Origin of the sequence: Vreelandella olivaria (assembly GCF_023507745.1) — a bacterium.
Lineage (GTDB): Bacteria > Pseudomonadota > Gammaproteobacteria > Pseudomonadales > Halomonadaceae > Vreelandella > Vreelandella olivaria_A.
Genome location: NZ_JALPZO010000073.1, coordinates 24,222 through 36,316 on the forward strand (window position 1 = coordinate 24,222; position 12,095 = coordinate 36,316).

11 protein-coding genes are annotated in these 12,095 nt (G+C 54.2%); 10 read left to right on the forward strand and 1 reads right to left on the reverse strand.

The features are described from left to right. The first annotated feature begins 10 nt into the window (after nucleotides 1-10). Together hutI and hutG are read left to right on the forward strand one after the other, a co-directional pair. Nucleotides 11-1,219, forward strand: a complete 1,209-nt coding sequence (gene hutI, locus HP566_RS06490) for an imidazolonepropionase (RefSeq protein WP_249976451.1) — start codon at nucleotides 11-13, stop codon at nucleotides 1,217-1,219. Continuing rightward, the gene (hutG, locus tag HP566_RS06495) at nucleotides 1,216-2,028 is read left to right on the forward strand and encodes an N-formylglutamate deformylase (protein ID WP_249976452.1); all 813 of its coding nucleotides are present in this window, start codon (nucleotides 1,216-1,218) and stop codon (nucleotides 2,026-2,028) included. Before hutI ends, hutG begins: the two co-directional genes overlap by 4 nt. A gap of 74 nt (nucleotides 2,029-2,102) precedes the next feature. Here the strand turns inward: hutG and HP566_RS06500 are convergent, their stop codons facing one another. Next, nucleotides 2,103-3,290, reverse strand: coding sequence for an alpha-hydroxy acid oxidase (locus HP566_RS06500; RefSeq protein WP_249976453.1), 1,188 nt, complete (start codon nucleotides 3,288-3,290; stop codon nucleotides 2,103-2,105). A gap of 142 nt (nucleotides 3,291-3,432) precedes the next feature. Here HP566_RS06500 and HP566_RS06505 point away from each other — a divergent pair, with 142 nt between their 5' ends. The 8 genes from HP566_RS06505 (at nucleotide 3,433) to uxuA (ending at nucleotide 12,068) form a co-directional block, all read left to right on the forward strand. Further along, nucleotides 3,433-4,170, forward strand: coding sequence for a GntR family transcriptional regulator (locus tag HP566_RS06505; protein WP_249976454.1), 738 nt, complete (start codon nucleotides 3,433-3,435; stop codon nucleotides 4,168-4,170). Next, nucleotides 4,167-5,378: a D-mannonate dehydratase ManD gene (gene manD, locus HP566_RS06510; protein ID WP_249976455.1), complete on the forward strand. Its 1,212-nt coding sequence runs from the start codon at nucleotides 4,167-4,169 to the stop codon at nucleotides 5,376-5,378. The genes HP566_RS06505 and manD overlap by 4 nt, the downstream gene beginning before the upstream one ends. 12 nt (nucleotides 5,379-5,390) lie before the next feature. Further along, nucleotides 5,391-6,413 (forward strand): Zn-dependent oxidoreductase, encoded by a 1,023-nt coding sequence (locus HP566_RS06515; RefSeq protein WP_249976456.1) that lies wholly within the window; start codon nucleotides 5,391-5,393, stop codon nucleotides 6,411-6,413. Nucleotides 6,414-6,492: 79 nt separating this feature from the next. Then, nucleotides 6,493-7,461 (forward strand): TRAP transporter substrate-binding protein, encoded by a 969-nt coding sequence (locus tag HP566_RS06520; RefSeq protein ID WP_249976457.1) that lies wholly within the window; start codon nucleotides 6,493-6,495, stop codon nucleotides 7,459-7,461. 72 nt (nucleotides 7,462-7,533) lie between these two features. Further along, nucleotides 7,534-8,112, forward strand: a complete 579-nt coding sequence (locus HP566_RS06525; protein WP_249976458.1) for a TRAP transporter small permease — start codon at nucleotides 7,534-7,536, stop codon at nucleotides 8,110-8,112. Nucleotides 8,113-8,114: 2 nt separating this feature from the next. Beyond that, nucleotides 8,115-9,395: a TRAP transporter large permease gene (locus HP566_RS06530; RefSeq protein WP_249976459.1), complete on the forward strand. Its 1,281-nt coding sequence runs from the start codon at nucleotides 8,115-8,117 to the stop codon at nucleotides 9,393-9,395. A gap of 6 nt (nucleotides 9,396-9,401) precedes the next feature. Further along, a complete protein-coding gene (locus tag HP566_RS06535) occupies nucleotides 9,402-10,871 on the forward strand; it encodes a mannitol dehydrogenase family protein (RefSeq protein ID WP_249976460.1) in 1,470 nt (489 codons plus the stop codon). A gap of 15 nt (nucleotides 10,872-10,886) precedes the next feature. Beyond that, complete coding sequence (gene uxuA, locus HP566_RS06540) at nucleotides 10,887-12,068, forward strand: mannonate dehydratase (RefSeq protein WP_249976461.1); 1,182 nt, start codon at nucleotides 10,887-10,889, stop codon at nucleotides 12,066-12,068. Nucleotides 12,069-12,095 lie beyond the last annotated feature (27 nt).

The following is a 12,095-nucleotide window of genomic DNA, read 5'->3' on the forward strand; positions in this document are numbered from 1 at the left end:
AGGAGGAAGCATGAAACAACTTTGGCACCACTGCCATGCGGTGACGATGGCGGGCGGTCGCTACGCCGTCGTGCACGATGTAGCGCTAATCATTGAAGAGGGGAGTATCGCCTGGATCGGCCCGGAAGCGGAGCTGGACCGTGATACTGCTTTTGACCAAGTACACGATTTGGACGGGGGCTGGGTGACGCCGGGCTTGATTGACTGTCATACTCATCTGGTATTTGGCGGCGACCGTAGCGGCGAGTTTGAGATGCGCCTTGAGGGCGTGAGCTATAGCGAGATCGCCAAACGGGGGGGCGGTATTGTCAGCAGTGTACGGGCAACCCGCGAAGCGAGTTTTGATCAGCTCCTTGCCAGCGCCGAGTCCCGCGCCCGGTTACTGCTACGGGAAGGTGTCACCACGCTTGAAATCAAGTCTGGCTATGGGCTTGACCTGGACAGCGAACGCAAAATGTTGAGAGTGGCCCGGGCACTGGGAGAGAAGCTGCCGGTTGAGGTACACACCACCTGCCTTGCCGCCCATGCACTGCCCCCCGAATACCGCGATCATAGTGATGCCTATATTGATCTGGTGTGTGAAAGTATCCTGCCCACCCTGGCTCAGGAGGGGCTCGTTGATGCGGTGGACGGTTTCTGCGAAGGAATCGCCTTTTCCGTTGAGCAGATGCGGCGTGTGTTTACCACCGCCAGGCAGTTGGGCTTACCGGTTAAGCTGCACGCTGAGCAGTTATCGCATCTTGGCGGTTGCCAGCTAGCTGCCGAGTTCGGCGCACTCTCGGCTGACCATGTCGAATATGCCGATGAAGCTGATGCTGCGGCCATGGCGAGCAGCCATACTGCCGCCGTGTTATTGCCGGGCGCCTTTCTGACGCTACGCGAAAGCCGATTGCCACCGATTGAGGCGTTTCGTGCCCAGGGGGTGACGATGGCGCTGGCCAGCGATCTTAACCCAGGGACGTCACCTGTCTTATCGTTACGGTTAATGATGAATCTAGCCTGTACGCTGTTCCGGCTTACCCCCGAAGAGGCGCTGGCTGGTGTCACCCTGAATGCGGCTAAGGCATTGGGTATTGACGCACGTTGCGGTTCACTTGAGGTGGGTAAGCAGGCAGATGCCGTTGTATGGAACATTTCCGGGCCGGCGGAGCTCAGTTACTGGCTGGGCGGTCAGTTACCCGTTAAGGTTTTTAAAGCAGGTAAAGAGGTAGAGGCATGATCGACAGTTACCAGCTCACGCAGGGTGATACACCACTGCTGATTTCAATGCCCCACGCAGGCACTGCGCTAACACCGGAAGTAGAGGTGAGGCTTACCCCGCAAGCGCTTAGTCTCGCTGACACCGATTGGCATATTCCCAAGCTTTACGATTTTGCCGCCGAGCTTGGAGCAAGCCGGATTGAGGCGCGCTATTCGCGTTATGTTATTGATCTTAATCGACCTGAGGATGATGCCCCGCTCTACGTGGGGGCGACTACCGGGCTATTCCCCGATGTCGACTTTGATGGTCGTGGGTTGTTTCGCGATGATCAAGCGCCGGACCAGGAGGCGCAGCGTTGGGCAAAGGAGCATGTTTGGCGGCCTTATCATGCAGCGCTGGCAGGTGAGCTGGCGCGACTCCAGGCGCGTTTTGGCTATGTACTGCTATTCGATGCACACTCAATCCGGTCGCGGATACCGCGGCTGTTTAACGATCAATTGCCAGATATTAATCTAGGCACGTTTGAAGAGCAGAGCTGTGACCCTGAGCTAAGTAAGACCTTGCTGGCACGCTGTGAGGCACAATCGCGGTTTACGCATGTGATTAACGGTCGCTTCAAGGGCGGACATATCACTCGCAGCTATGGAGACCCGGCTAACCATATCCATGCGGTACAGCTTGAACTCTCCCAGCGCACCTATATGAACGAGCCGAAGGATGATACGCCGGTCTTTGCCTATCGCCCGGATCGAGCTGATGAGGTGCGCCCACTGCTTCGCAGTCTGCTTGAAACGATGCTGCAGTGGGGTGAAGATCGTTATGGATAGAGCCAGTAGGTGCTCTTTTTACCAGCACTGGCATTAAGCACGTTTAAGGCCACACATGCTCATCTGCAGCTCTTTTAAAGAGTAAGTGGGTGAGCTGGTTTCAAACATTCAGGCGTTAGCTCATCAAGTGCGCTGTATCCGAGTAGGCCCACGGTGCGATCAATTTCGCTACGTAAAATACCCAGCGCATGCTCGACTCCTTCCTGCCCACCGGCCGCCAGGCCATAGAGTGTGGCCCGGCCTAACCACACGGCGTCAGCGCCAAGAGCAAGGGCTTTAACAATATCGGTTCCGCGTCGAAAACCGCTATCTACAAAGAGGTGGCAGCGGTTGCCGATACGTGCTTTAACATCTGCTAGCGTGTCCATCGGTGAAAGCGAGTGGTTTAACTGTCGACCACCATGGTTGGAAAGCACAATGGCGTCAACGCCTGCCTGGGAGGCTTTTTCAGCCTCTTCTGGGGCTAGAATACCTTTAATGATCAGTTTTCCCGGCCATAAATCCCGCAGCCAGGCAATGTCCTCCCAATTCAGCGATGGGTCGAGCTGCTGACCAATAATGGCTGATGCCCCCTGGGCACTGCGTTTTCCTGGTGGTAGCAGTTCATCCAGGTTTTTAAACGTTGGAAGCCCATTAGGGTAAAGCACATCCAGCATCCATCCGGGTTTACTCATCAAATGCAGCAGGTTGGCGATGGTGGGCTTCATTGGACGCCTGAAATTGCGTATATCCCATTCCCGATTGCCGTATATGGCGCTGTCGGTGGTGATCACAATGGCCTCAATATCGGCTTTTTTGCACCGCTCAATCAGTGATTTTACAAATGCCCTGTCGCGGTAGAAGTAGATTTGCATCCAAGTGGTCACCCCTTCCAGCGTGACAATATCCTCAAGGGCGGTGGTGGAGACATTGCTGAGTACAAAGGGGATACCATATTGACGGGCAGCCTTCGCCAGTTTTTTATCCCCATCCTGACTCAGCATTCCATTAAAGCCCGTTGGGCCAATGACCAGGGGCAGGCCGCTTTGCTGACCAAACAGCGTTGTGCTTAAGTTGCGCGGGCCAACCCTGGTCAAGGTTCTCGGCTCGAATTGATAACGGTCAAAAACAGATCTGTTATGCCGCAAGGTATGTTCATCATCACTCCCGCCATACACGTACTCAAACACAAAGTTGGGTAAGCGCCTTTTGGCAATACATTCCAAGTCACTAATGTTTAGTGCTTTTTTATAGTTACGACCTGAGTAACGCTGGCGTTTCATCGCTGCTCCTATCGACTGGTTGGCATGGTTTGCCTGCCACTAAAGTATAGGTAAAAAGAGCTTTTTCTTACTTTGCCATACTACCATACTAGTCATATCAGTTAAGGGCCATGCTGTTTTGGCCGAATTTGGATACCTCATTATGAACATGACACTGCAAGCACTGTGGGCAGAAACGCGAGAAAGTGATCCGGTGCGAGAGCGCCTCTATAAAGTGCTTCGTCAGTCCATTATTCAGGGGCTACTTGCGCCTGGTCAGGCGCTGTCTGAAAAAGAGATCGCGGACAATTTCTCGGTGAGCCGGCAGCCGGTACGCGAAGCTTTCATACGGTTATCTGAGGCAGGGTTAGTTGAGGTTCGCCCCCAGCGGGGAACCTATGTCGTCAAAATTTCCCAGCGGGCAGTGCTTGAAGCACGCTTTGTACGTGAGGCGGTTGAGGTCGCGGTGATCAGGCAGGCGGCCTGCAAAGGTTTGCAAGCAGAGATTATTGCCGAGTTGCATGACCTGTTGGACAGGCAACGTCGTTGCATAGAACCGCATGACTATGACCGTTTCTACCGACTGGATGAAGCGTTCCACCGCACCCTCTCTTTGGGGGTTCAGCAACATGCCGCGTGGAAGGTGATTGAGGATGTGCGCGCACAGCTGGACCGTGTGCGTTATTTAAGTGTGCCGGATAGTACACCCATCGCTCGGTTGATTGATCAGCATGCAGATATTGTCGCTGCCATCGAGGAGAAAGACATGGCGTTGGCAGAGCAGGCGATGCGGCGCCATCTGCGGGAAATATTCATCTCTCTGCCTGACCTGGTTAAGCGCTTCCCCGACCTGTTCGATGATCAGGAAACCGCATCACTTATTGAGGAGGCAAGCCAGTGAAGATAGAGCATGCGTATACCATCGTTACCTCACCTGGCCGTAATTTTGTCACGCTAAAAATTGTTACCGACCAGGGTGTTTATGGCATTGGTGATGCCACTCTTAATGGGCGTGAGATGGCGGTTGTCGCCTACCTGGAAGAGCACGTTATACCTGCCTTGATTGGACGTGACCCACAACGTATTGAAGATATTTGGCAATACCTTTATCGGGGAGCCTATTGGCGCCGTGGTCCCGTCACGATGAGTGCCATCGCTGCTGTTGATATGGCGCTGTGGGATATTAAAGCCAAGCTGGCGGGCATGCCTTTATACCAGCTTCTAGGTGGCAAAAGCCGGGATCGTGTCATGGTATACGGCCATGCCACCGGGCGGGATATTGAAGCGTGCCTGGATGAAGTGGCCCGTCATGTTGCTGAAGGCTACAAGGCCGTCCGGGTACAGGCGGGGGTTCCCGGCATTGCCAGCATTTATGGGGTAGCCAAACGCGATGGCGAACCCTACGAGCCTGCCGATGCGGATTTGCCTGCGGAGCATGTCTGGAGCACCCATAAATATTTAAATCACGTACCTAAACTGTTCGCCGCGGTACGCGAGCGTTTCGGAGACGACCTGCATGTCCTGCATGATGTTCATCACCGCTTGACGCCCATTGAAGCCGCCCGGTTAGGCAAGGAAGTTGAGCCCTACCACCTGTTCTGGCTGGAAGACTGTGTCCCGGCTGAAAATCAGGAAGCTTTTGGCTTAATCCGTCAGCACACCACCACACCACTGGCCGTTGGTGAGGTCTTCAATAGCCTGTTTGATGCTAAGGCATTGATTGAAAATCAGTGGATTGACTATATCCGCGCCACGTTAACCCACGCAGGCGGTATTACCCATGTTCGCCGACTGGCGGATCTGGCCGCTATATATCATGTTCGCACCGGTTTCCATGGGCCTACCGACCTCTCGCCGGTGTGTTTGGGCGCTGCCATTCATTTTGATACCTGGGTGCCCAATTTCGGTATTCAGGAATATATGCCCCATACCGAGCAAACCAACGCTGTATTCCCCCATGACTACCGCTTTGAGGATGGCCATTTCATCGTTGGCGAAGCGCCAGGGCATGGCGTGGATATTGATGAGGAGCTTGCCAGGTCCTTTCCGTACAAGCGTGCCAGCCTGCCGGTTAACCGTCTTGAAGACGGAACGCTTTGGCACTGGTGAGTGGAGAGTTACATGAAAGCATTTGAAGTGAAAGCACCCCACAATTATCAGGTGGTAGAGATAGCCCAGCCGGATGTTGGACCGGGCGAGGTGCGTGTAAGAGTTGCTTATGCGGGTATCTGTGGCTCTGATATGCATATCATCCATGGTGACAATGCGTTCGTGCGCTTTCCCAGGATTACCGGGCATGAGTTCGCGGGTGTTATTGATGCTCTGGGAGAGGGCGTTGACAACATTCAGGTAGGTGCCAGGGTTTGTATTGACCCGGTTATCAGCTGCGGTACCTGCTATCCCTGTCGTATTGGCCGCCCCAATGTGTGTGGTTCGCTTGAGGTAATTGGCGTGCACCGCAATGGTGGGTTTGAGGAGTATGTGGTGGTTCCACAGCATAATGTCCACCTACTCCCTGACCATATCGGCCTGGATGCCGCTGCGTTGGTTGAACCCTACACCATCGCTGCCAATGTTCTTGATCGCATGCAGCCCCACTCTGGCGATGCACTGCTGATTTTAGGGGCCGGTGTTATCGGCCTGACCATTCTGCAAATGGCACAAGCCATCGGGCTGGATAACATCATTGTCACCGATGTGATTGATGAGCGTCTGGCGATAGCAGAAACGCTCGGTGCCCGCCATACCTTAAATAGCCGCGACACCAATGCCGAACAGAAAATCTGGGACTTGACTGGCGGACAGGGTGTGCCGCTGATCGCGGATGCCGCCTGTGTGCCCGCTTTATTACCACAGATGCTGCGGTTGGCATCTCCTGCTGGTCGCATAGGGCTGTTGGGGTTTAGTGCAACTCCCAGCGAGCTGGTTCAACTGGAGGTGATAAAGAAAGAGCTGACCCTGGTGGGTTCCCGGCTGAATAACCGCAAATTTCCGGAAGTATTACAGCTAATGGAGTCAGGGCGTCTTGACCCTTTAGCACTAGTAAGCCACCGCTTGCCGCTGACCAGAATGCCGGAGGCAATTGAGTTGCTGGAGCATCATCCAGAAAGAGCACGCAAGGTGCTGATTGAGGTTAGCGCCTAACGTTGCACGCCACCCAAGCACGACCGCCAAGCCGGCGGTTTACCAACAACATAACGCTCACGTGTGCAGGAGTAACACCATGTTAAAACAGTTCCTAACCAGTGCGGTCCTAGGGGTTGCAATTGCCAGCAGTACGTCAGTGCTGGCAGCAGACTTTACCCTTCGCTTTGGCCATCTCGCCAATGAACAGAATATCTGGCATCAGGCGGCAGAGAAGTTTAAGGAGGAGGTGGAAGCCAACTCCGACGGACGTATTGAGGTGCGTCTCTATCCCAATGAACAACTGGGCGGTGAAATGGATGTGATTAACAGCATCCAGTTGGGTACTGCGGATATGACCATCACCGGGGAAAGCCTGCAGAACTGGGCGCCGAAGGCGGCCATGATGGCTGCGCCCTATGCATTCCGCGACTCAGAACATCTGCAGGCAGTGGTGAGTGGTGAAATCGGTGCCGAGATCGAAGAGCAGATAACTGAGCGAGCCAATCTGGTACCGCTCGCCTGGTTTGAGCGTGGCCCCCGCGAACTGACGTCCAACCGTCCCATTCAGCACCCGGATGACTTAAATGGTTTCCGTCTGCGTGTTCCCAATGTGCCACTGTTTGTTGATACGTGGGAAGCGTTGGGTGCGCGGCCAACCCCGATGGCGTTTAGTGAGGTGTTTACCTCTCTACAGCAGAACACCATTGAAGGGCAGGAAAACCCCTTAAGCCTGATCGAGAGTGCCAGCTTTAATGAAGTTCAGGATTACGTGAACATGACTGGCCATGTACGTAGCTGGATTTATGTCGTGATTGGCCGCCCTCAACTGGAAAGAATGCCTGACGACCTGCAACAGGTGGTACGTGATGCTGCCCTGGTGATGCAGGAGTATGAAGCTGAACTCTTCGGGGAGGATCAGGCACGTCTGGAACAGGCGCTTAAGGACCGCGGCATGGAGTTCATTGAAGTGGATATAGATGCCTTTGCCGAGAAAGCACGTCCGGCCGTTATCGATGCGCTGACCGATGAACAGCGTGCTCTGTTCGAAGCCATTCAAGACCTGTGATACGCCTGAACCTGGGGGCATGGAAACCATGCCTCCTGTTTATTTTCTCCACGTTGGTCAGGAGGGTTCTCAATGAGCGTGGATCATAAGGCTCTCGAAACCGAAGCGTTGGAAAGCCTTGACCCAATGTCAGAAGTGCCAAAGCTGCAGGGTTTGCTTGGGCGCTTAATTGGTTGGGTCGATACGGCATTTGTCACACTGGCTGTATTGGCGCTGGTAACACTGTCTGTCACGGTATTGTTGCAGGTAGTTGCCCGGCTGTTTCTGCCATTCTCCCTATCGTGGACGGAAGAGCTATCACGCTACCTGTTTATCTATATGGTGGCGCTCTCGGCGGGGGCGGTATTGCGTAGAAACCGCAATGTGAGTGTTGAACTTTTTCATCATCTGCTGGGTATGCGTGCCAAAGCCGCTGTGCAAGCCGTGATCTGTCTCGCGATAGGCATATTCGCTTATCTGGTACTGCCGTATGCCTGGCAGTATGCCCAGAACGGCGCATGGCAGACCTCTCCAACGTTACGCATTCCTATGCTCTATATCTTCTTCTCGACAGTCGTGGCCTTCGCCCTGTTGCTGGTTTACAGCGTCCTGGGGGTTATTGAAGGGGTTATGGCTGTCCTTCGTCCTTCTACTGCGGAACAGGAGTCTTAAGCATGGAAGTGATCATCCTGTTTAGTGTTTTTCTGTTGTTATTGGTGGTAGGTGTACCTATCGCTTTTGCTTTAGGCATTGCATCACTCTCGTATCTGATGATGGAGGGGATTTCGCTCACCATCGTGCCTCAGCGCATGTATGCGGGCATCGACACCTTTGTACTGCTGTGTATACCGGGTTTCGTACTGGCAGGTAACCTGATGAACGTCGGCAATATCACCGAGCATATTGTGCGTTTTTCCAACGCACTGCTGGGGCATATCCGTGGTGGATTAGGCTTGGCCAATGTAGGTGGCTCAATGATCTTTGGTGGTATTTCCGGTACTGCCGTTGCAGACTCTGCCAGCATTGGTTCTGTAATGATTCCGGGAATGGCGCGCTCTGGGTACGACAAACCCTTTGCGGCTGCCGTCACAGCTGCGTCATCAACATTAGGGCCCATCATTCCTCCCAGTGTGCCGATGATTATCGTGGGTTCTTTAAGCGGCATTTCCGTTGGTCGCATGTTTTTGGCTGGCGCTATTCCCGGTGTGTTAATGGGGCTGGCGATGATGGTGACTGTCTACATCCTGGCAGTACGGCGCGGTTATCCGAAGGAAAAGCGTGTGCCGGTGATGCAGCTGCTAAGTGAAGGTAAAACCGCTTTTTGGGCACTGCTGATGACCGTGATTATTCTCTACGGGATTATTGGTGGCTTCTTTACCCCAACTGAAGCATCCATTGTGGCCTGCGTATATGCATTAGTGGTTGGCATGTATGTCTATAAGGGGCTGTCATGGCGCAAGTTACCGGGGATTCTGGTGGATACCGTTTTAACCTCCTCCGCGCTGCTGCTTATGGTGGGGTTGGCGAACCTGTTTGGCTGGATTCTTACCAGTGAGCAGATCCCTCAGATGATTGCCTCGCTAATTTTATCCATTAGCGAGAACCCGTTGATTGTGCTACTGATCCTCAACCTGATTTTGCTCTTCGTGGGCGCCTTTATGGAGACGATTGCTGCACTGATCATTCTGTTCCCAGCCTTGGTAGGCGTAGCAACCGGTGTTGGGGTCGATCCTGTCCATTTTGCGGTAATCGCGGTGCTTAACCTGATGATCGGGCTGACCACGCCGCCAGTGGGTGTTTGCCTGTTTGTTGTGGCAGGTATCGGTAAATTGCCAATGTTAGCGGTAGCAAAAGCTATCGTGCCTTTCCTACTTTGCAACCTTCTGGTGTTATTACTGGTGACCTATATCCCCGCCTTAACACTATGGCTGCCTAACCTGTTGATGGGGGAGTAACGGTTAATGCGACCCGAGCATATTGAAGCCTCCCCGAAGCTGGGCCATATCGGCATTGTCCACCTAGGGCTTGGCGCCTTCCATCGTGCCCATCAAGCGGTGTATCTGGAACGCTATCGTCAGCGTAGCGGTGACGCTGATTGGGGTGTATGCAGTGCTAACCTTCGTGCAGGCGTTGGTCTGGTCGATGGTCTGAACTCAGCCGGATATCGCTACCATGTGGCGGAGTATGCCGATAGCGACACCCTAAAATTGCGTGAGATTGGGGTGATCGAAGAGGCCCTGTTCACTGGCCGTGATACGGCGGGCCATTGGAGCCGTGATCGAGAGGCGTTACTGGCACGAATGGCATCTGCCGAGACGCGTATCGTAACCCTAACGGTGACTGAGAAGGGCTACTTCCTGAATCCCGCCACTGGTGACTTGCGAGACGATGACCCCATGATTGCAGGGGATATTGCATCGCCTGAGCAACCGCGTACTGCGCCTGGTTTGTTGGTGGAAGCCCTGGCGCGGCGACGTGCAGCAGAGGAAGCGCCTTTTACAGTGCTCTCTTGTGACAATATGCCCGACAACGGCCAGCGAACACGGCGTGCGGTAGTGGAGCTGGCGAAGCGGCGTGATCCAGCATTAGCGGGCTGGATTGCGAATGAGGTGGCGTTTCCCAGCAGTATGGTGGACCGCATTGTACCTGCCATGACGGAGGCGGACTTCGAGCGCTTGGCAGCCCTGGGTGTTAACGATCCCAATGCTGTGGTGTGTGAAGCCTTTACCCAGTGGGTAGTGGAAGATCACTTCCCGCTGGGGCGGCCTGGATGGGAAGCGGATGGCGTTGAAATGGTCGCTGATGTGGCACCGTTTGAGACCATGAAATTACGCATGCTCAATGGTAGCCATTCGTTATTGGCCTACCTGGGGTCTTTGGCCGGTATCGAAACTGTTTTTGAGGGAGTAGGGCATCCAGAACTGAGAGCACTGTTGCGACGCTATATGCTAGAGGAGGCTGCTCCCACACTGCAGATGCCGGAAGGGACCAATTTAGAAGCGTATGCCGACTCACTGTTAGCGAGATTTGCCAATGACAGCTTGCGGCATCGTCTACAGCAAATTGCTATGGATGGCAGCCAAAAGCTGCCCCAGCGTTGGTTGCTGGGCACGGTGGAACATCGCAGGAGTGGGCACGATTCTCCCTGTGTGGCACTGGGGATGGCCGCCTGGATTCGCTATACCGATGGCGAGGATCTACAAGGACAGCGTTACATTGTAGATGACCCGATGGCCAGGCGTTTTGCTGCGCTTCATCAAGCCCATGGCGGGGACCCATCCGCGCTGGTAGCGGCTTTTTTAGCCATGGATGATGTGGTGCCCGGCGCATTGGCAACGGATGAGGATTTTGCCCAAAACGTACTAAAGGCGTACCGCACTCTGACACAAGGCGGGCTTGATGGGGCGCTGGCGGCGATTGCGTGCAGCTAGCAGGAGGAGATAACGATGGAACATACTTGGCGTTGGTTTGGACCGCAGGATGCTATTCAGCTGCGTGAAGTTCGTCAGGCGGGAGCAACCGGTATTGTAACGGCCCTACACGATATACCCAATGATCAGGTCTGGCCGGTTGAGGCGATACGTGAGCGCCAGCAACTGATCGAGGCCGCAGGCCTAAGCTGGTCGGTGGTTGAGAGTGTGCCTGTGCATGAGTCGATTAAAAAGGGGCTACCTGAGCGCGACGCTTTGATTGAGACCTACTGCCAGACCCTGCGTAATCTGGCAGCCTGCGGCATTGATACTGTTTGCTATAACTTTATGCCGGTACTGGACTGGACGCGCACCGATCTGACCTATGAATTGCCCGATGGCGCCTTGGCGCTGCGCTTTGATCAAGTCGCTTTTGCCGCGTTTGATCTTTATCTGCTTCATCGCCCCGGCGCTGAGCAGGAGTACAGCGATGAAGAGAAAGCCCAGGCTGCCCGACACCTGGAAAGGTTGGATGATGCCGGGCGGGAGAAGCTGGTTAATACCTTGATTGCCGGCCTGCCCGGTGCTGAAGAGCACTATACGCTTGAGCAGTTTCGCTCTGTATTGGCAGGTTATGCCAAGATTGATGCAGAGCAATTGCGGGAAAATCTTGGTTATTTTCTAAGAGCAGTGGTTCCCGTTGCAGAGAAAGTCGGCATTCGTATGGCCATTCATCCTGATGATCCCCCGCGCCCGCTGCTGGGACTGCCCCGTGTGGTTTCCTGTGTTGATGACATTGAATGGATTTTAAGCACCATTCCCAGTGAGGCGAATGGCATTACTTTCTGCACCGGTTCCTATGGGGTGCTTAAAGAGAACGAACTGGTCTCCATGGCCCGGCGTTTTGCCAAACATATTCACTTTGCCCACTTGCGTGCCACCCAACGGGAGGTGGAAGACGAGCGTTCGTTCCATGAAGCACCGCATCTTGAAGGCAATGTTGATATGGTGGGCGTTATTCATGCTCTGGTGGATGAAGAGCGCCGACGTGAAGTTGAGGGAGGAAGGCGTTTGCCGCTTCGGCCCGATCATGGGCATCACATTCTGGATGATCAACAGCGTAATACGGCGCCTGGCTACCCGCTTTATGGACGACTGCGTGGCCTGGCGGAGTTACGTGGTGTAGAACTGGCGGTTAGGCAGTTAACCAGCCGCTAATTCACGTGTTAATCGCACCGAAAACCC